Annotated in this window: 18 protein-coding genes; 10 read left to right on the top strand and 8 right to left on the bottom strand. The window is 73.0% G+C overall.

What is annotated here, in order from left to right; translation table 11 throughout:
* Positions 1–48: 48 nt before the first annotated feature.
* The 3 genes from AW27_RS19230 to AW27_RS19220 all read right to left on the bottom strand — a co-directional run bounded on the left by AW27_RS19230 (position 49) and on the right by AW27_RS19220 (position 3022).
* On the bottom strand, positions 49–1170 hold the full coding sequence (locus tag AW27_RS19230; RefSeq protein WP_037924948.1) for an LLM class flavin-dependent oxidoreductase: 1122 nt from the start codon (positions 1168–1170) through the stop codon (positions 49–51).
* Between the two features lie 108 nt (positions 1171–1278).
* Complete coding sequence (locus AW27_RS19225; protein ID WP_037924946.1) at positions 1279–2064, bottom strand: SDR family NAD(P)-dependent oxidoreductase; 786 nt, start codon at positions 2062–2064, stop codon at positions 1279–1281.
* A 10-nt stretch (positions 2065–2074) separates the two neighbouring features.
* Positions 2075–3022: an LLM class F420-dependent oxidoreductase gene (locus AW27_RS19220; protein ID WP_172671367.1), complete on the bottom strand. Its 948-nt coding sequence runs from the start codon at positions 3020–3022 to the stop codon at positions 2075–2077.
* Positions 3023–3223: 201 nt separating this feature from the next.
* On the opposite strand from AW27_RS19220, the gene AW27_RS19215 reads away from it, so the two are divergent.
* Positions 3224–3403 (top strand): hypothetical protein, encoded by a 180-nt coding sequence (locus AW27_RS19215; RefSeq protein ID WP_052031087.1) that lies wholly within the window; start codon positions 3224–3226, stop codon positions 3401–3403.
* A gap of 25 nt (positions 3404–3428) precedes the next feature.
* Here AW27_RS19215 and AW27_RS19210 read toward each other — a convergent pair whose 3' ends face one another.
* The gene (locus tag AW27_RS19210; RefSeq protein WP_037924944.1) at positions 3429–4235 is read right to left on the bottom strand and encodes a transpeptidase; all 807 of its coding nucleotides are present in this window, start codon (positions 4233–4235) and stop codon (positions 3429–3431) included.
* A 308-nt stretch (positions 4236–4543) separates the two neighbouring features.
* On the opposite strand from AW27_RS19210, the gene AW27_RS19205 reads away from it, so the two are divergent.
* Positions 4544–4987 carry an NUDIX hydrolase gene (locus tag AW27_RS19205; RefSeq protein ID WP_304949887.1) on the top strand — a complete coding sequence of 148 codons (444 nt, stop codon included), beginning with the start codon at positions 4544–4546 and terminating at the stop codon, positions 4985–4987.
* A 123-nt stretch (positions 4988–5110) separates the two neighbouring features.
* On the opposite strand, the gene AW27_RS19200 is transcribed toward AW27_RS19205, so the two are convergent.
* Complete coding sequence (locus tag AW27_RS19200; protein WP_304949835.1) at positions 5111–6376, bottom strand: IS701 family transposase; 1266 nt, start codon at positions 6374–6376, stop codon at positions 5111–5113.
* Positions 6377–6441: 65 nt separating this feature from the next.
* Positions 6442–7305 (bottom strand): trypsin-like serine peptidase, encoded by an 864-nt coding sequence (locus tag AW27_RS19195; protein WP_304949886.1) that lies wholly within the window; start codon positions 7303–7305, stop codon positions 6442–6444.
* Between the two features lie 186 nt (positions 7306–7491).
* Here AW27_RS19195 and AW27_RS19190 point away from each other — a divergent pair, with 186 nt between their 5' ends.
* Positions 7492–8748, top strand: coding sequence for an MFS transporter (locus tag AW27_RS19190; protein WP_063890620.1), 1257 nt, complete (start codon positions 7492–7494; stop codon positions 8746–8748).
* Between the two features lie 10 nt (positions 8749–8758).
* Here the strand turns inward: AW27_RS19190 and AW27_RS19185 are convergent, their stop codons facing one another.
* A complete protein-coding gene (locus tag AW27_RS19185) occupies positions 8759–9991 on the bottom strand; it encodes an amidohydrolase family protein (protein ID WP_037924942.1) in 1233 nt (410 codons plus the stop codon).
* Between the two features lie 130 nt (positions 9992–10121).
* On the opposite strand from AW27_RS19185, the gene afsR reads away from it, so the two are divergent.
* The 4 genes from afsR (at position 10122) to AW27_RS19165 (ending at position 15399) form a co-directional block, all read left to right on the top strand.
* A complete protein-coding gene (afsR, locus tag AW27_RS19180) occupies positions 10122–13244 on the top strand; it encodes an SARP-family global regulator AfsR (protein ID WP_037924939.1) in 3123 nt (1040 codons plus the stop codon).
* A gap of 173 nt (positions 13245–13417) precedes the next feature.
* Positions 13418–13609: a hypothetical protein gene (locus AW27_RS19175; RefSeq protein WP_037924937.1), complete on the top strand. Its 192-nt coding sequence runs from the start codon at positions 13418–13420 to the stop codon at positions 13607–13609.
* A gap of 173 nt (positions 13610–13782) precedes the next feature.
* Complete coding sequence (locus AW27_RS19170; protein ID WP_037924935.1) at positions 13783–14511, top strand: class I SAM-dependent methyltransferase; 729 nt, start codon at positions 13783–13785, stop codon at positions 14509–14511.
* A 99-nt stretch (positions 14512–14610) separates the two neighbouring features.
* Positions 14611–15399 carry an LppU/SCO3897 family protein gene (locus tag AW27_RS19165; RefSeq protein ID WP_063890619.1) on the top strand — a complete coding sequence of 263 codons (789 nt, stop codon included), beginning with the start codon at positions 14611–14613 and terminating at the stop codon, positions 15397–15399.
* Between the two features lie 34 nt (positions 15400–15433).
* Here AW27_RS19165 and AW27_RS19160 read toward each other — a convergent pair whose 3' ends face one another.
* On the bottom strand, positions 15434–17098 hold the full coding sequence (locus AW27_RS19160; protein WP_078556767.1) for a FadD3 family acyl-CoA ligase: 1665 nt from the start codon (positions 17096–17098) through the stop codon (positions 15434–15436).
* Between the two features lie 96 nt (positions 17099–17194).
* On the opposite strand from AW27_RS19160, the gene AW27_RS19155 reads away from it, so the two are divergent.
* Genes AW27_RS19155 through AW27_RS19145 form a run of 3 tightly spaced genes read left to right on the top strand, consistent with a single transcriptional unit; the run spans position 17195 to position 19591 of the window.
* Positions 17195–18346 carry a lipid-transfer protein gene (locus AW27_RS19155; RefSeq protein WP_037924930.1) on the top strand — a complete coding sequence of 384 codons (1152 nt, stop codon included), beginning with the start codon at positions 17195–17197 and terminating at the stop codon, positions 18344–18346.
* A gap of 7 nt (positions 18347–18353) precedes the next feature.
* A complete protein-coding gene (locus tag AW27_RS19150; RefSeq protein WP_052031084.1) occupies positions 18354–18818 on the top strand; it encodes a Zn-ribbon domain-containing OB-fold protein in 465 nt (154 codons plus the stop codon).
* Positions 18815–19591 carry an enoyl-CoA hydratase/isomerase family protein gene (locus tag AW27_RS19145; protein ID WP_037924928.1) on the top strand — a complete coding sequence of 259 codons (777 nt, stop codon included), beginning with the start codon at positions 18815–18817 and terminating at the stop codon, positions 19589–19591. The genes AW27_RS19150 and AW27_RS19145 overlap by 4 nt, the downstream gene beginning before the upstream one ends.
* Positions 19592–19619: the final 28 nt, after the last annotated feature.

The raw sequence follows: 19619 nt of genomic DNA, 5'->3' as shown, positions 1-19619 counted from the left end.
GACGGCGGTCCGGGAAGACGCCGTCCCCGTTGGTGCGCCCCGCAGGGGTCAGGCGGACTGCCGGAAGCGGGTCGTACGGTGGACCGGGTCGGTGTCGATGTGCGGGATCACGTGCTCGCCGATCAGCTTGATCGTGGTCATCGTGTCCTCGTAGGAGACGCCGGTCGGCAGGCCGAAGGAGAGCTGGTCCGCGCCCGCCTGCTCCCAGCGCTCGCACTGGGCCCTGACCTCCGACGGGTCGCCGCAGATGAGGAGCTCCTCGGCAATCAGGAGCTCGATGATCTCCGCGTTGTACTCCGGCAGGGTCTCGGGCCACTGGGGGATCGCCTCGGGCCGCGGGAAGGTGTCGTGGTAGCGGAAGACCAGCGACTGGAAGCGGTTCATGGTGGCGTTGACGGCGATCTCCACGGCCTTGTCGTGGGTCTCGGCGCAGATCGCGGTGGAAGTGACCATCACGTTGTCGTTGACGAAGGCGCCGATCGCCTTCGCCTCCCTGATGGCCGTCTTGTACTGGTCGAGGACCCATTCCATGTCGGAGACCTTCTGCACGCTGAAGCCCAGCACGCCGAGGCCCTTCCTGGCCGCCATCGCGTAGGAGGAGGGCGACCCGGCGGCGTACCACATGGCCGGGTGGGCCTTGCCGTACGGCTTGGGGAAGACCTTGCGCGGCGGCAGCGACCAGTGCTTGCCCTGGAACCCCTCGTACTCCTCCTGGAGGAACATCTTGGGGAACTCCGCGATGGTCTCCTCCCAGATCTCCTTGGTGGCGTCCATGTCCTCGATACCGGGCAGGAAGCCGAGGATCTCGTGGCTGCCCGCGCCACGGCCGGTGCCGAACTCGAAGCGGCCCCGGGAGAGGTGGTCGAGCATGGTGACCTTCTCGGCCACCTTGACCGGGTGGTTCACCGGGGCGAGCGGGTTGAAGATGCCGGAGCCGAGGTGGATGCGTTCGGTGGCGTGCGCGAGGTAGCCGAGGAACACCTCGTTCGCCGACAGGTGCGAGTACTCCTCCAGGAAGTGGTGCTCGGAGGCCCAGGCGTACTTGAAGCCGGACTTGTCGGCCTGGATGACGTACTCGGTCTCCTCGACCAGCGCCTTGTGCTCCGCCTCGGGGTCGACCTTGGACCGCGCCTCAGGCACGTATCCCTGCACGAAGAGCCCGAATTCCAAGGGGTTCACCGTCCTCTGTTTTCTGACGTTGCGTCAGATTCGATGCCCCGACTGTTCCACCGCGGGACCCGGAGCGTCAATACCTGACGCCCCATCAGACGACCTCGGCTACAGGACGCTGACCCCCGCCATCCAGCCGCCGTCGATGACGAACGGCTGGCCGGTGATGTACGAGGAGTCCTCGCCGGTCAGGAAGAGCGCCAGCCGGGCGATCTCCTCCGGCTGCCCCACCCGCCCCATCGGGACCACCCGCCGGTAGAGCTCCGCCATGGCCTCGCGGGCCTCGTCGGTGGTGTTCGCCGGGTCCAGCAGGCCGGGATTGGCCATCGGGGTGTCCACCGCGCCCGGGCACATCGCGTTGACCCGGATCCCCCTGCCCGCCAGCTCCAACGCGGCCACCCGGGTCAGACCCAAGACGGCCGCCTTGGTCGCGGCATAGGCGCCGACGTACGCCATGCCCGTCAGGCCGGTGTAGGAGGAAGTGTTGACGATGGTGCCGCCGCCGGCCGCCTCGATCTCGGGCGCCACGGTCTTGATACCGAGGAAGGCGCCCACCTGGTTGACCTCGACCACCTGCCGGAACTCCTCCAGCGGGGTCGAGGCCAGCTCGTTGAAGCGCAGGATGCCCGCGTTGTTGACCAGGCCGTCGATCCGACCGAAGGACTCCTTCGCGGCGGCGACGGCCGCCGCCCAGTCCTCCTCCCGGCGCACGTCCATCCGCACGTACCGGGCCCGGTCCTCGCCGATCTCCTGGGCCACGGCCGCGCCCTGCTCGTCCAGCACGTCCCCGAGGAGCACCCTCGCACCCTCGGCGGCGAAGAGCCGGGCCTCCTGCTCGCCCTGGCCGCGCGCCGCACCGGTGATGACGACGACGCGCCCGTCCAGCTTGCCCATGCCCGTGCTCCTAGTCGTTGAGGTGCGGGGCCACTTCGGCCCCGAAGGCGGCGATCTGATCGACGAGCTCGGCGCGGTCGCGGCTGCGGAAACGGACCTGGATCTGGTCCACGCCGAGCGCCCCGTACTCGCGCAGGGACTCCGCGAGGGCCTCCGCCTTGCCGGTGAGGGTGCGGCGGCCGGTGTCCCAGCCGGGCTCGCCGACGTACAGCGCCTCGGTGATCGCGCCGACCTCGAAGGGGCCGGTGACACCGGCCTCCGCGCGCAGCCGTGCGATACGGGCGATCTGCTCCGGGAGCCGGTCGCGCGGGTCGCCCTGCGGGAGCCAGCCGTCCCCGCGGACGGCGGCCCGGCGGACGGCGGCGGGCGAGGAGCCGCCCACCCAGACGGGGATCCGCTTCTGCGCGGGCCGGGGCCGCTGCCCGAGATCCCGGAAGGAGAACCGCCCGCCCTCGAACTCCGGGTACTCCTCGGGCCCGAGCGCCACCCGCAGCGCGTCGAGGGTCTCGTCGAGCACGGCGCCGCGGCGCGCGAAGTCCGCGCCGAGGACCTCGAACTCCTCCGCCACATGGCCGGCGCCGACGCCGAGGATCAGCCGGCCGCCGGAGAGGTGGTCGAGGGTGGCGTACTGCTTGGCGCTGACCAGCGGGTGGCGCAGGCCGAGTATCGCCACGTGGCTCAGCAGCCGGACCCGCTCGGTGACCCCGGCGAGGAAGGAGAGGGTGGCCACCGGGTCGTACCAGACGGTACTCATGGCTCCCGCGAGGCGCCGCGGGATCGCCACGTGGTCGCAGGTGGCCAGGTAGCCGAAGCCGGACCGGTCGGCGGCCCGCGCGATCTCGGCGAGATCGGCGGCTCCGGCCGATGCCTCCCAGGGTTCGGCGTAGAGGGTGCTCTGCGACTGGACCGGGAGCTGCATCCCGTAGACCAGCCGACCTTCCGGAAACACGCGCGCCATGGCGGACCCGCCTCACCTTCGTCTGCCGATTCGTCCTGCCGGTGCCGGGCCATCGTGGTACCTGACGGATCGTCAGGCAAGAGGGAGGCGACTCGCAGCCCCCCACCCCACCGAATCCGACCCACGGCGTCCGCGGATTACGGGCACGAGGCCCGGCCCGGCCCGGCGGAGCACCTGGCCTCCCTGCCAGGCATCACCAACGTGGACCTGGACCCGCCCGCCCGCCGCACCGACCCTCGCGCGCCACGAGACCTGGGACGCGACACACGCCCGACACGCGACCCACCCCCGCCGGAACGCCCCGACGGGGCGATCGTCGCCACCACCTTCCCCAAGCGCGGGGAGGGCGAGCCGGTCGGCGTCCTGGATCTCGGCGACTGACGGCCGGCGCTGCGCCGTCGCCCCGTCAGAAGCCTTCCGGACCCATCACGATGACCGGCTTCGCCGCCGGGTCCAGGGTCTCCAGGACCCTACGCATGGCCTCCTTCGGGATGCCGACGCACCCCTGGGAGGGGCCGTCGTGGTCCACGTGCAGCCAGATGTTGCCGCCCTTGGCCTCGCCGTCCGGCTTGACCGGGTCCAGCGGGGAGCGGCCCGGGCGGCGGTTGAAGTCGATGGCGACGACGTAGTCGAAGGAGCCCACCAAGGACTCCCCGTTCACACCGCGGCCGGTGGCCACGAAGGCCCGGTCCTCGTCGTACGGCAGCCGCGTGCCCGGCGGCGGCGACAGCAGGCCGCCCGCGTCGGTGAGCGCGAAGACGCCCTGGGGCGAGGTCAGGTCGCCGTACGTGCGCTCCGCCGACCAGCCCCGGGCGCCGTTGCGCGCCGGCCAGCTCGCGGCCTTGACCCAGTCCGCCCCGGCCTCGGGGCGGGTGTACAGGGCGGCGGTGGACTCGGAGGAGTCCGCCGCCCTGCCGGTGACCAGGATGAGCTGACGGGACTCGGCGGGGATCCGCGCCCGGGTCTGCTCGCTGATACCGGTCAGGCCCTGCAGGGGCGAGCGCGGGGAGTCGCGCACCACCCGGTCCACGGGCCGCGGACGGGAGTCCGCCGTGGCCCCCGCCGCGCCCGCGGCCCGGTCCGGATCCTGGGCCACGTACACCCACCCGGCCGTGAAGGCCACCAGGCCGAGCGTGGCGGCGAGGACGACGCGACGGGCCGCACGGCGGTTCGTACGGACGGGGCGGGAGCGTGCTCGGGCGTGCTTGCTCATTCACCCGACCGTACATCAACGCACCTTCAGACCCGGTTTGTCCACGATGTGCGCGCCCTATGGCCCGCCGGGAAGCGGACACGGCGGCACGGCCACGGCGGTCCACGCCCGCTCGGCGCCGCGCCCCGGGCGGCGGACCTGCCCGGCGGGCCGCCCGGGCGGCCCGCCGGTCGCCGGCGGTGGCGCGGGCGCGGGCGCGGGCAGTAGCGCGGGCGGTGTCCGCGAAGCGGTCGGCTGCGGGCGGCTGCGGGCGGACGGGGAGCGGCGGGCCGGCCCCCCGGCGCCGATCACCGACGTACCCTGAATCGATGAGGCGAACTCCACGTCACGCGGCGCGCGTTGTCATCCTGTCCCCCACCGGGTCGGTGTTCCTCTTCCGCGAGGACAACGTGGAGGTGGGCATCCACTGGCTGCCGCCCGGCGGCGGTATCGACCCCGGCGAGAGCCCCGAGGAGTGCGTGCGGCGCGAGCTGCGCGAGGAGACCGGGTGGACCGACCTGGAGCCGGAGCGCCTGCTGTGCACCTGGGAGCACGACTTCACCCACCAGGGCGTACCGGTGCGCCAGCACGAGCACATCTACCTCACCACGGGCCCGCACCGGGAGCCGGTCCTGGAGGAGCCCGGCATCCACTGGCAGTGGCTCTCCGCGCAGCGCCTGGCCACCCTGGGTGAACCGGTCTGGCCGCCCCGCCTGTCGGACCTGCTCAGGGACACCCCGCCCGAACCGGTCCACCTGGGCCTGCTGGCCTGACCCGCGCCCTAGTAGTGCTTGGTCAGGTCCGTATTGGGGTGGGTATGTCGCGGTGACAGGTGGGGCAGGCGCCGTTCCATGTCGCGAGAAGGGTTTGTAGCTCGCGGATGATCCGGTAGAGGGTCAGGCCAGCGCCGTGTCTTTTGGGGCTCTGGCCAGTCGTTGCAGGGTGCAGAAGGCGTGCGCGACGGAGACGAGGGTGACGTGGTGGTGCCAGCCGTTCCAGGTGCGGCCCTCGAAGTGGGCCAGGCCCAGGGCCTGCTTCATCTCGCGGTAGTCGTGTTCGATGCGCCAGCGGAGCTTGGCCAGGCGGACCAGGGTGGTCAGCGGGGTGTCGGCGGGCAGGTCGGAGAGCCAGAACTGGACCGGCTCGGCCTGGCCTGCTGGCCACTCGGCCAGGAGCCAGCACTCCGGCAGTTCCGGTCCGTCAACAGTCTGGCGGACCTCGCGTCCGGCAGGCCGGATCCGCAAGGCCACGAACCGCGAGTACATCCGCTTGAAGCCGCTGCGGCCCGTGCCGGGCCGGGATCCCTCACGCCACTGCACCGGCTTCGCCGCCTTCCGGCCGGCCGCGATGACCAGCTGTTTCACCGACTGCGGCTTGTCGGGGTACTTCGCCACCGGCGGGCGCCCGGTCCCGGAGTACGGCTCGGCGACCGGCACCGCGGGGCCGGGCTGGGCCGAGAGGGTGGTGGAGATGCCCACGACGTAGTTGAGGCCGCGGGCCTGCAGGCCGTGCCGGAAGGCCGCGGCGTCGCCGTATCCGGCGTCCGCAATGGCCAGCGGCACCTCGATGCCCCACGAGCGGGTCTCATCCAGCATGTCCAGGGCCAGCTGCCATTTCTCCACATGCCCGATGTCGTCGGGGATACCGCAGGCGGTGCGGCGGGCGACCTTGTCCGGATCCGCCTTCACCGACCCGGGCGCCCAGGTCTCGGGCAGGAACAGCCGCCAGTCGACCGCCGCCGAGGCATGATCCGAAGCCATGTGCAGGGAGACGCCCACCTGGCAGTTGGTGACCTTGCCCGCGGTGCCGGTGTACTGCCGCGACACACACGCCGAGGCATTGCCGTCCTTGAGGAACCCGGTGTCGTCGAAGACCAGCACGGTGGGCCGGATCGCCCTTTCCATCCTCCAGGCCAGCCGGGCCCGCACATGCGCCGGATCCCACGGACTGGTGGTGATGAAGTGGGCCAGGGCCTGACGGTTCCCGTCCTCGCCCAGCCGGGCGGCCATCGGCTCGACCGACTTGCGCTGCCCGTCGGTCAGCAGCCCACGCAGGTAGACCCGCCCCCACCGACGCTGATCATTCCGCGCGAACGGCTCGAAAACCTCCGCCGCGAAATCCTCCAGATCACACCGCACCGCGGCCAAGTCCTCAGGCGTCACACCCGATCAACGACACAGCCACTCAACTGGACACGCCACCAAAGACTGAACCTGACCAAGCCCTACTAGTGTCGTGGCGTGTTGGCGGGCGCCCCGGATGTGGCCTTGGCGTAGAGGGAGGCCGCGTACTCCCCCAGCACCGTGCTGGTCGAGACGTCGTCGGTATCCCCGCCCGTGAGGATTCCGATGATCCGGCCGTCGCCTGCGATCCACGCGCTGCCGCTGGTGCCACCCGGGAAGTCCGCGCAGTCGAAGCGCTGCTGGGTCGCGCTCTCGCGGACGGCGGTCGCCGTGCAGGTACGGGGGATCTTGCGATCGGCGGGATAGCCGGTGACGGTGACCTCCTCACCGGCCCGGCCGGTGGTGTCCAGCACGGCCGCGCCCGTCACGTCCTCGATCTCACGGCCCTGGGCGTCGGGGGCGAGCGTGGCGAAGGCGAGGTCGTAGTCGTCGTCGGTGCCCTCGGCCCAGCGGTCGTCCTCGAAGACCTCCTCGATCTTCCAGGTGCCGTACGGGGCGGTGTCGTTGGCGTAGGCCGGCGCGAAGACCGCGGTCCCGTCGCCCTGCTGCCCGGCGAGCAGGCAGTGCCCGGCGGTGACGATGAGGTTGCGTCCGGGGCTGTGCACCACGGTGGCGGTGCAGAAGTGGTCGCTGTCCAGGCCGTTGGTGAACAGGGCGCCGGTGAAGGCGGCGGGCCCGCCGGGCGGGGGCGTGACGGCCGGCGGCAGGGTGGTCCCGGGCTGGGCGGACAGCTGCGGCTTCGGCACGTGCGAGCGCGAGGAGGCCGTGGGCGAGGGAGTGGACTGCGCGGCCCCGGCCCGCGCCGGAGCGGACGCCTCGGGGGGCGGCGCGAGCTTCGCCACCGCGGCGGAGGCGCCCAGGGCCGCCACCGCGCACAGCAGTGCCGTCACGACGTTCCGCCTGTCCACCGGCATGATGATCCTTCCGCTGTGCCCTGGCGAAGCATGCCCCGGCCGCGGGCCCGGCGGCAAGGCGCCCGACGACCCCTGTGTGACCGGCCCGTCACCGCCCGCACGGCGCCAGCTCCGCCGCGCCCGCCTGTGTAGGGCAGGTGCCCGATCCGCGCGGGCATGCCTTAGAAGCACGCTGGCACCATGCGCGATGGGGGAAGCGGACGGGTCCTGCGGGACCGCAATGCGGGCCTCTACCTGCTCGGGGTGGTGGTGTCCGGGTTCGGCACGACGGCGATGTGGCTGGTGGCCGGGGTCTGGGTGAAGTCGCTCACCGGATCGGACAGCCTCGCGGCCCTGACGGTGTTCGCCCTGTGGGCGCCGGTGCTCGCCGGGCCGGCGCTGGGAGTGCTCGCCGACCGGCTGCCGCGGCGGGCCCTGCTGGTGGCCGCCTGCCTCGTGATGGCCGCGCTGCTGCCCGCCCTGTGTCTCGTCGACTCGGCCTCCCGGGTGTGGTTGCTCTTCGCCGTGCTCCTCGTCTACGGGCTCTGTGGCACGCTCCACGAGGCCGCCGAGGCCGCCCTGGTGGCGAGGGCGGTCGACGTCCGCCTCCTCGGCGACTTCAACGGGTTGCGGATGACGGCCGCCGAGAGCATGAAGCTCCTCGCGCCGCTGGCGGGCGCCGCCCTGTTCACCCGGTTCGGCGGGGCCTCGGTGGCCCTGCTCGACGCGGTGACGTTCGCACTGGCGGCGGGCCTGTTCCTGCTGCTGCGGGTGGACCGGGACGCACCCGAGCGCACGGGGCCCCGGGCGGGCGGCTTCGCCCGGGCCCTGGAAGGCGGCCGGCAGCTGTGGGGTTCACCGGTGCTGCGCCCGCTGGTGTCGGCCGCCGCCGCCGTGATGTTCCTGGCCGGGATCAACGGCGCGCTGGTCTACGCGGTCGCCGACGATGTCCTCGGCCGGCCGCCCGCCCACGTGGGGGTGCTGTACGCGGTGCAGGGTGCGGGTTCGGTCCTGAGCGGGCTGGTCGCGGGCCCGCTGCTGCGGCGCCTGCCGGCACGCGTGTTCGCGGCGGCCGGCACCGCCCTGTTCGCGCTGGGGTGCGGCGGGCGGGCGCTGCCGTACGAGGCCGCGGCCCTGGTGTGCAGCGCGCTGATCGGCGCGGGCCTGCCGTGCGTGCTGATCACCGTGCTGACCGCCGTGCAGCGCGAGGTGCCGGACTCCGCCGTGGGCCGGACCGCCGCCACCGCCAACACCCTGGTCTTCGTACCGAACGCGCTGGCCCTGGCCCTGGGCGCCGGGCTCGTCGCCCTCGTGGACGTCACGCTGCTGCTGCCGGCCGTCGCAGCGGCCGGCCTGGCCGTCTCGTTCCTGCTCGTGACCGTGCCGGCGGACACGGACACGGACGCGGGCGAGGGCGAGGGCACGGGCGGGGTCACGGCCCGCCGGACACCGGCCTGACCGACCGGGGTCAGCCGCCCGAACCCGGTCCCGCCCACAGGCCGTCCGGGGTCAGGCCGAGCAGGTCGATCGCGTTGCCGCGCACGATGCGGTCCACCGTGTCCGGCGCCAGGTGCCCCATCTGCGCCTCCCCGACCTCGCGCGACTTCGGCCAGGTGGAGTCGGAGTGGGGGTAGTCCGTCTCGTAGAGGACGTTGCCGGCGCCGATCGCGTCGAGGTTCTGCAGACCGAAGGCGTCGTCGAAGAAGCAGCCGAAGACGTGCCCCGCGAAGAGCTCGGACGGCGGACGGAGCACCTTGTCGGCGACCCCGCCCCAGCCGCGGTTCTCCTCCCAGACCACGTCCGCGCGTTCGAGGATGTACGGGATCCAGCCGATCTGGCCCTCCGCGTACATGATCTTCAGATGGGGGAAGCGCTCGAACTTGCCGCTCATCAGCCAGTCGACCATGGAGAAACAGCAGTTGGCGAAGGTGATGGTGGAGCCGACCGCGGGCGGGGCGTCCGCGGAGGTGGACGGCATCCGGGACGAGGAGCCGATGTGCATGGCGATGACCGTGCCGGTCTCGTCGCACGCCCGAAGGAAGGGATCCCACTCGTCGGTGTGCACGGACGGCAGGCCCAGGTGCGGGGGTATCTCCGAGAAGGCGACCGCGCGCACGCCGCGCGCCGCGTTGCGGCGGACCTCCTCGGCGGCCAGCCGGGCGTCCCAGAGCGGGATGAGGGTGAGCGGGATGAGCCGGCCCCGGGCGTCGGGGCCGCACCACTCCTCCACCATCCAGTCGTTGTAGGCCCGTACGCACAGGAGCCCCAGCTCACGGTCCTTGGCCTCGGTGAAGGTCTGGCCGCAGAAGCGGGGGAAGGTCGGGAAGCAGAGGGCCGACTGGACATGGTTGACGTCCATGTCGGCGAGCCGCTCGGGAACCGAGAAGGAGCCGGGGCGCATCTGCTCGTAGGTGATGACTTCCAGGGTGATCTCGTCGCGGTCGTACCCGACGGCGGTGTCGAGCCGGGTGAGCGGCCGGTGCAGGTCCTCGTACACCCACCAGTCGCCGATCGGGCCGTCGTCGCCCGCGGCCCCCATGACCGGGGCGAACTTGCCGCCGAGGAAGGTCATTTCCTTCAGCGGGGCACGGACGACGCGGGGGCCGGTGTCGCGGTACCTGGACGGGAGCCGGTCCCTCCAGACGTGGGGAGGTTCAACCGTGTGGTCGTCCACCGAGATGATCTTGGGGAAGGTCTCCATGGCTCATACGGTAGCGCTGATCTGACGAACCGTCAGCTAGTTGGTCCGGGATCGGTCATGGACGGGCTGACGTGTGCGCGCAGACAGGGCAGACTGACCCTTACACCGACGGAAGGCAGGGGGACGACAGATGGACGGCGTACCGGCCATCCCTCACCCGCGCAAACACCCCGAGGCCCGTGCGGCTGCCGCCGCGTCCGAAGCCGGCACCGCCGCCCGCCCCGCCGGTCCCGTACCGCCGACGGTCGCCGCCGCGTCCGGCGAGAGGCACGCCACCACCGCTAGCGGCACCACCGGGCCTGCCCCGACCGCCGAGACCGCCGAGACCGTCGCAGGCGGCACGGCGGGCGAGTCGCGGTTCGCCGTCCTCGGGCCCGTACGCGCCTGGCGGGGCGGCGAGGCCCTGCCCTCCGGCACCCCCCAGCAACGCGCCCTGCTCGCCGCACTCCTGCTGCGCGACGGCCGCACCGCCACCGCACCCGAACTGATCGACGCCATCTGGGGCGAGGACCCGCCGCAGCAGGCCCTCGCCACCATCCGCACCTACGCCTCCCGCCTGCGCAAGGTCGTCGCCCCGGGCCTGCTCGTCACCGAGTCCGGCGGCTACGCCATCCGGCTGCGCTCCGCAGCCACCCTCGACCTCGGCATTGCCCGAAGCCTCGCCGCCGACGCCGAGGGCGCCCGCGCCGCCGGGGACCGCTCCCTCGCCCGCACGCTCCTGGCCCGCGCCCTCGACCTGTGGGAGGGCGAACCCCTCGCCGGGGTCCCCGGCCCGCACGCCGAGACCGAGCGCACCCGGCTCGCCGAATGGCGCCTCCAACTGCTGGAAGCCCGCCTCGACCTGGACCTGGAGGTCGGCCACCACGCCGAGGCCGTCTCCGAGCTCACCGCCCTCACCGCCGCCCACCCGCTGCGCGAACGGCTGCGCGAGCTGCTCATGCTCGCCCTCTACCGCAGCGGCCGACAGGCCGAGGCCCTCGCCGTCTACGCCGACACCCGCCGGCTCCTCGCCGACGAGCTCGGCGTCGACCCGCGTCCCGAACTGGCCGCGCTCCAGCAGCGGATCCTGAACGCCGACGCCGACCTGGCCCGCGCGGAGGACCCCGCCCCGGCAGCCACCGCCACCCAGGTGAGGCCCGCCCAATTGCCCGCGACCGTACCCGACTTCACCGGGCGATCCAGCTTCGTGAACGAGCTCGGCACGATCCTCTCCGGGGGCGCCCAGGACCAGGTCATGGCCGTCTCCGCGCTCGCCGGCATCGGCGGCGTCGGCAAGACCACCCTCGCCGTCCACGTCGCCCACGCCGCCCGCCCGCACTTCCCCGACGGCCAGCTCTACGTCGACCTCCAGGGCACCGACACCCGCCCCGCCGAGCCGGAGGCCGTGCTCGGCTCCTTCCTGCGCGCGCTCGGCACCCCCGACACCGCCATCCCCGACTCCCCGGCCGAACGGGCCGCCCTCTACCGCTCCACCCTCGACGGCCGCCGCGTCCTGGTCCTCCTCGACAACGCCCGCGACGCCGCCCAGGTCCGCCCGCTGCTACCCGGCACCGCCGGCTGCGCCGCCCTCGTCACCAGCCGGGTCCGCATGGCCGGCCTCGCCGGGGCGCATCTCGTCGACCTCGACGTGATGAGTCCGGAGGAGGCGCTCCAGCTCTTCACCCGCATCGTCGGCGAGGAAGGCGTACGCGCCGAACGCCAGGCCGCCCTCGACGTCGTCGGCGCCTGCGGCTTCCTGCCGCTGGCCATCCGCATCGCCGCCTCCCGGCTGGCGGCCCGCCGCACCTGGACCGTCTCCGTCCTGGCCGCCAAGCTCGGCGACGAACGCCGCCGCCTCGACGAACTCCAGGCCGGCGACCTCGCCGTCAAGGCCACCTTCGAGCTCGGCTACGGCCAGCTGGAACCGGCCCAGCAGCGCGCCTTCCGCCTCCTCGGCCTGGCCGACGGCCCGGACATCTCGCTGTCCGCGGCCGCCGCCGTCCTCGACCTGCCCGAGTACGACACCGAGGACCTCCTGGAGGCCTTGGTCGACTGCTCCCTCCTCGAATCCGCCGCGCCCGGCCGCTACCGCTTCCACGACCTCGTCCGCCTCTACGCGCGGGCCTGCGCCGAACGGGACGAGCAGCCCCCGAGCGAACGCGAGGCCGCCCTGGACCGCCTCCTGGACTTCTACCTGGCCACCGCCTCCGGGGTGTACGCCCTGGAACGCCCCGGCGACCGGCTGCCCGCGCACCTGTCCGACACCCACTACCCCGGACTGGTCTTCGCCGAGCCGCGCGCCGCCCTGGACTGGCTGTACACCGAGGCAGGTCCGCTGCTGGCGTGCGTACGCCAGGCCTCCGTACGGGGCGGCGACTCACCGGTGCTGCGCCGGGCCGTCGACCTGCTGTGGGCGGCCAAGGACCTCGCCGAATCGGGGGCCAACTCCAAGCAGTACGAGTCGGCCGCGGCCGCCCTGCGCGACGCCGCCCAGGCCGCCAAGGACCCCTACGCCGAGGGCCGCGCCCGCACCACCCTGACCAACGTGCACCTGGTCGCCGGCCGCTTCGCCGAGGCCGACGACGAAGCCCGCCAGGCCACGGTGCTGGCCCGCGAGGCCGGAGACCCGCTGCCCAGCTGCTGGGCGCCCAACGACCGCGGGATCATCGCGCTCTACGAGGGGCGGAACGCGGACGGCGAGCGGTACCTGCTGGAGGCCATCGAGAACTTCCGCGCCGACGGCAACAACGTCGGCGAGGCGAGCGCCCTGTGCAACCTCTCCCGCATCCACGTGGAACTGGGCCGCCTCACCAGCGCCATAGACCTCGCGCAGCAGGGCATCGCCATCTACGACCGGATGGGCCTGTCCCTGCGGCTGGCCAACGGCCGCTACGCGCTCGGCATCGCACTCACCGAGGCGGGCCGGCTCGGCGAGGCCCTCGCGCAGCTCACCGAGGCGCTGGCGCTCTTCCACGACAACCGCCAGCCCCTGTGGGAAGGGGTCACCCACTTCCGGCTCGCCGTCGCCCATCTCGCGGCGCGCCGGCCCACCCTGGCCGCGGCGCACGCCGAGCAGGCCATCGCACTGCGCGGCATCGGCGGGGAGTGGCGGCGCGCGACGGTGCTGACGGTGCTGGGCAAGGCGCTGCGGCGGCTGGGGCAGACGGACCGGGCGCGGGCGTGCTGGCGGGACGCGGAGGCGGTCTTCCAGCAGCTCGGTTCGGCCGAACTGGCCGAGGTACAGACCTTGCTGGCCACAGAGATTGCCGCCTGACCTGCGAAGACGCCGGTTGAACGAGGCGTTCATCGTTCGTTTATCGCCGAACGGCACGATAGGTGCATCGACCCGGTGCGTCGGGGGACATCCGGGCCGTTTGGAAGGATCACCCGTTCGGCGGTCATCGGGGGAATCGCCGAACGGGTCCCACCCATCCATCAGGAGAACCGATGACGACGAACGAGAACATCCTGCCGAACGACGGCACCGTCAAGCCGCTCGACAACCACGCCTCGGGCGCCGAGATCGAGACCCTGGACAACCACGCGTCGGGCATCGAGATCAAGCCGCTGGCCGACGACCCGTCCGAGGGCGAGGAGATCCGGACGCTGGACAACCACGCGTCCGGTCCGCGCCCGTAGGCAGCACACGACGTACGGGGGAGCCCACGGGGGAAACGGGGGCTCGGGGGAACAACGGGGGAACAACGGGGGGAACAACGGGGGAACGGCGGTCGCGGTGGCCCGGAGGGGGAGCCACCGCGACCGCCGCACACGTATGCCCGGACGGATCCGGGCGGGCATAGGCTGGAGGCGTGTTCTCCTCCCACGGGCCGAGCGTCCGCGAACTGGCAGTGCAGGGCCTCTCCTCCGTCGAGCGGGGCTACGACCTGCTCGCACCGAAGTTCGACCACACCCCCTTCCGCACGCCGGACCGGATGCTCGACGCCGTCGAGGAGACCCTCGCCCAGCGGGAGGGCGGTTTCGGCGCCGGCCTGGACATGTGCTGCGGCACGGGTGCCGGAACCACCATGCTGCGGCGGCTGTGCCGGGACCGGGTCACCGGGGTGGACCTCAGTGCGGGCATGCTCGCCGAGGCCCGGCGCACGCACGCGGACGACGACCGGGTGGACTTCGTACGGGCCGACGCGCGGGCCCTCCCGCCAGAACTCTCTGACCGCTACGACCTGGCCGTCAGCTTCGGGGCCTTCGGCCACTTCCTGCCCTCCGAACGGCCCGCCCTCTTCTCGGAGGTGCACGCGGCGCTGCGCGGGGGCGGGCTCTTCGCCTTTCCGATCGGCGCCCCGATCCCGCCGAGCTCTCCGGTGTGGTGGGCGGTGGCGGGTTTCGACGCCGCGATGCGGGTGCGCAACGCGGTGTGGCGGCCACCGTTCGTCATGTACTACCGGACCTTCCCGCTGAGCGGGGTGCGTGCCGACCTGCGGGCCTGCGGCTTCACGGTGGAGACGGTCCCGCTGGAGCAGTTCGGCCGCCGGCCCGACGGGGCTCCGCGCTGGCGGCTGGTGCTGGCCCGCCGCTCCTGAGAGTCGCGGAACGGCTGCGGCACCATCGGGACACCCGGCACAATCTGTGAGGAACCGCCAGGCATCCTGCGCGCCAACCCCCCCTCCCTGGAGCAGCCGGTGTCGTCACAGGACATGCTCATAGCGATCACCCCGGAGCAGGCCGCCCACGGCGCGATCGTCTCCGTGGAGCTGCCGTCCGGACCGGTCCGCGTGCGGATACCGCCCTGCCGGCACGGCGACCTCGTCAAGGTCCGGGTCGGCACCGAGGAGGTGCGGCTGCGCATCCACGTGTCCGGGGCCGGCGTGGCCTGGATCGCGGGGGCCGGCGGCATCATTCCCCCGCCCGCGGGGGACCCGGCACCGCAGCGGCCCGCGCCGGTCCCGCAGACGGGCGGCGGGCGCGGCTGCCTGGTGGGGCTCGCCGTCGCGGCACTGCTGGTCATCGGCTTCTTCCTGCTCCGTGACGGCGACGGCGGCGACGACGCGAAGCCCGCCGGCGACGCGACCCCCACCTGGTCCTCCTCCAGGAGCCCCTCCCCCACCCCCTCACCCCGGACATCGGATCCCGAGACCACCGAGACCACCCCGTACGACTCCGGGCCGAGCGTGGAGCCGAGCGAGGAGCCGAGCCCCGAACCCACACCGTTCGACCGGGGCACCTGCCTCAACGGGCAGTTGCCCGACTCGACGACGCCCCGCAGCGTCAGCGGCGTCGAGGAGGTGCCCTGCTCGGCGTCCGACGCGCACTACCGGGTGATCGAGAGCATCCCCGGCACCTCGGACCTGGACCGGTGCAGCGGCAATCCCAGGACCCAGTACGCCTTCTCCTACCGCTACCTGCGCGGCTCGATCGTCCTCAACCAGTACGTCTACTGCCTGGTCGGCATCGGCTCCTACGCCCGCTGACCCGGGCCCGGCCCCGGGTCGGCGGCCCCGGCCCTCACGGGCGGGCGCGGAGTTCGCGTTTGAGGACCTTGCCACCGGCGTTGCGCGGGAGTTCGGTGACGAATTCCACCGCGCGCGGGACCTTGTAGTTGGCCATCTCCCGCCGGGACCAGGCGATCAGGTCGTCGGCGGTGAGTGTGGAGCCGGGGCGCCGGACGGCGTAGGCCTTGCCGACCTCACCCAGGCGCGGATCGGGCACCCCGACGACCGCCACGTCCGCGATGTCCGGGTGCAGGCCGAGGAGTTGCTCTATCTCGGCCGGGTAGGCGTTGAAGCCCCCGACGATGAACATGTCCTTGATCCGGTCGGTGATGCGCAGGTTCCCGTCTCCGTCGAGGACGCCCACGTCCCCGGTGCGCAGCCAGCCGTCCGGGGTGATCGCCGCCGCCGTCCCGTCGGGGTCCTCGAAGTAGCCCTGCATGACGTGGTGGCCGCGGACCGCGATCTCGCCGGGTCGTCCGGCCGGCAGGGGCCGCCCGTCGCCGTCCAGGACCGCGACCTCCGTGTCCGGGATGGGCCGGCCGGAGGTGGCGGAGACGACCTCGGCCGGGTCGCCCCGACGGCACATCGTGACGATGCCTCCCGCCTCGGAGAGCCCGTAGGCGGTGAGGACGGTGGGGATGCGCAGCTCGCCGCGCAGGCGCTCGACGAGCCGGAGCGGGACCACGGCCGCGCCGGTGACGACGAGCCGCAGGGCGGACAGGTCGTGGTGGGCGCGCTGCGGGTGGTCCAGGAGGGACTGGTGCAGGGTTGGCGGCCCGGGCAGTACGGAGATCCGCTCCGCGGCGACGTTGGCGAGGACGGTGTCCGCGTTGAAGACGGGCTGCGGGACCATCGTCGCCCCGCGCATCAGGCAGGCGATGATCCCGGCCTTGTAGCCGAAGGTGTGGAAGAAGGGGTTCACGATCAGGTAGCGGTCGCCCTCGCGGAGTCCCGCGAGCTCGCTCCACACGTCGTAGCAGCGCAGGGACTGGGCGTGGGTGATGACCGCGCCCTTGGGGCTGCCGGTGGTGCCCGAGGTGAAGATGATGTCGGAGGGGGCGTCGGGGCTGATGGCGTCGGCGCGCTCGCGCACCGCCTCCGACGTGATCCGGTCCCCGCCCGCGAGGAAGTCCTTCCAGGTGCGGAAGGAGTCGGGGGCGTCCTCGGCGAGGACGACGACCTGTTCCAGGTGCGGCAGTCCGGGCAGGGGGCCCCGGCCGGGCCCCTCGGCGGCGGCCCGACGCAGCGAGGCGACGTAGGAGGTGCCGAGGAAGGTGCCGGTGACGAAGAGCAGCCGGGCCCGGCTGCGCCGCAGGACGTAGGCGGCTTCCGTGCCCTTGTAGCGGGTGTTGAGGGGGACCAGGACGGCACCCGCCGAGACCGCGCCGAGCGCGGAGACGATCCAGTCGAGGGTGTTGGGCGCCCACACGGCCACCCGGTCGCCCGGCTCCACCCCGGCGGCCACACAGGCCGCCGCGGCGCGCTCGACGCGCTCCCCGAGCTGCGCGTATCCGATCCGGACGCGCCCGTCGACGACGGCTTCGAGGTCGCCGTACCGTGCCGATGCCGACCGGACGAGCCCCGCGATGGTGCCCCAGCGCAGGTCTCCGCGCGGGTCCTCGCCCACGCCCGCGGGCGCGTCCTCGCGTACATGCCCGCGCAGCCCGTCGTCGCCCATGCGTGCCGCCCTCCCGCGAACCCAGTAGCTGACTAACCGTCAGATTAGCTGTAGCCTTCGCGCCTGTCAGTACTGGCGCACTCCCCGGAGGTGGCGATGGCGGCAACGCTCAAGGACGCTACGGCGATAGTCGGCATCGGCCAGACCGCCTTCGCCAGACGACTGCCGCAGTCCGAGAAGGAACTGGCCTGCCGGGCGATCCTGGCCGCCCTCGCCGACGCCGGCATCGACCCCGGCGAGGTGGACGCCTTCTCCTCCTACACCATGGAGGAGACCGACGAGGTCGAGGTCGCCAAGGCCATCGGCGCCGGCGACGTCACCTTCTTCTCCAAGATCGGCTACGGGGGCGGCGGTTCCTGTGCCACGGTCGGCCACCTCGCCGCCGCCGTGGCCACCGGCCAGGCCACCGTCGGGGTCGCCTGGCGCTCCCGCAAACGCGGCTCCGGCCCCCGCCCCTGGAAGAACACCGCCGTCCAGCTGCCCACCCCCGGCCAGTGGACCCGGCCCTTCGGCCTGCTCCGCCCCGCCGACGAGATCGGCATGCTGGCCCGCCGCTACATGCACGAGTACGGCGCCACCCGCGACCACCTCTTCAACGTGGCCATGGCCTGCCGCAACCGGGCCAACGAGAACCCCGCCGCGATGATGTACGAACGCCCGCTGACCCGCGAGATGTACATGACCTCCCGCATGATCAGCGACCCGCTCTGCCTCTTCGACAACTGCCTGGAGACCGACGGCGCACTGGCCTGCGTGATCGTCTCCGCCGAACGGGCCCGCGACTGCCGCCACCGGCCGGTCTACGTCCACTCCGCCGCCCAGGGCCTGCCCGCCCAGCACCACGGCATGGTCAACTACTGGAACGACGACCCCCTGTCCGGGCCCGCCTGGACCGCCGCCCGCCACCTGTGGAAGCAGGCCGACTTCGGCCCCCAGGACGTGGACGTCGCCCAGATCTACGACGCCTTCACCCCGCTCATCCCGCTCTCCCTGGAGGGCTACGGCTTCTGCGGGCGCGGCGAGGGCGCCGCCTTCACCGAGGGCGGCGCCTTGGAGCTCGGCGGCCGGCTTCCCCTCAACACCGGCGGCGGCGGACTGTCCGAGGCGTACGTACACGGCTTCAACCTGATCAACGAGGGCGTCAAGCAGCTGCGCGGCACCTCCACCGCCCAGGTGCCGGACGCCGCGACCTGCCTGGTGACGGCGGGCGAAGGCGTCCCGACGTCCGCGATCCTGCTGAGGAGCTGACCCGCCGATGACCCCCGCACCCGAAGCCGCCGCGTCCGCGGACGCCCTGCTCCTGCCCGTGCCCGACGAGGACGGCGCCCCCTTCTGGGAGTACGCCGCCCGCGGCGAGCTGCGCGTCCAGGCCTGCGCCGCCTGCGGCAGGCTCCGCTTCCCGCCCCGCCCCTGTTGCCCGCACTGCCGGTCCTTCGACAGCGAGTGGCGCCGCATGAGCGGCCGCGGCCGCATCTGGTCCTACGTCCGGCCCCACCCGCCGCTGCTGCCCGCCTACGCCGCGCAGGCCCCGTACAACGTGGTCCTCGTCGAACTCGCCGACGCCCCGCACATCCGACTCGCCGGGAACCTGGTGACCTCCGCCGACGCCCCCCTCGACTCCATGGACCCGGCCCGGCTGCGCATCGGCGCACGGGTCCACGTGACCTTCACCGAGACGGGCGGAATGACCGTGCCCCGCTGGCTCCTGGAGAAGTCGTGACGCTGCGCGTGGAACGGGACGGGGCCACCGGGGTCGCGGTGGTCACCCTGGACCGGGAGCACCGGCACAACGCCGTCGACCTGGCCACCGCCGCCGAGCTGGGCGAGGCGTGGCGCGAACTCCGCTTCGCCGAGGAGGTCCGGGCGGTCGTGCTGACCGGCGCCGGAAGGGCCGCCTTCTGCACCGGCATCGACCGCGGCGCCGAGGTGCCGCAGCCCGCCTCCCCCTACTCCGCCGACGACCCTCTGATCGCGATCGGCCCGAAGTCCTGCGACCTGTGGAAGCCGGTCGTCGCCGCCGTCAACGGCATGGCCTGCGGCGGGGCCTTCTACCTGCTGGGCGAGTCGGAGTTCCTCATCGCCTCCGAGACGGCCACCTTCTTCGACCCGCACACCACCTACGGGATGGTCAGCGCCTACGAGGCCGTCCACATGGCGCAGCGCATGCCCTTCGGCGAGGCCGCCCGGATGTCCCTGATGGGCACGGCCGAACGCCTCTCCGCCCGTCGCGCCCACGAGATCGGCCTGGTCTCGGAACTGGCCGCGCCGGACGGACTGCTCCCGGCGGCCTTGCGGGCGGCGCAGACCCTGGCCGGCTTCCCGACTCAGGCCGTGCAGGGCACCGTACGGGCCCTGTGGTCGGCGAAGCAGGCCGCCCTCCAGCAGGCCCTCGCACAGGCTCCGGCCCTGATCGCCCTGGGGAACCTGCCACCACGACGACAGGCGGAACTCTTCGCGGACCGCCGCACGGCCCCCGAACCCCGACTGCGCTGACGCGTCCGCCCGAAGGAGGGTCTCCCGT

It is taken from the genome of Streptomyces sp. PCS3-D2, assembly GCF_000612545.2.
GTDB lineage: Bacteria > Actinomycetota > Actinomycetes > Streptomycetales > Streptomycetaceae > Streptomyces.
Note: the sequence above shows the minus strand (reverse complement) of the source record. Positions and strands in the feature narration are given on the sequence as shown.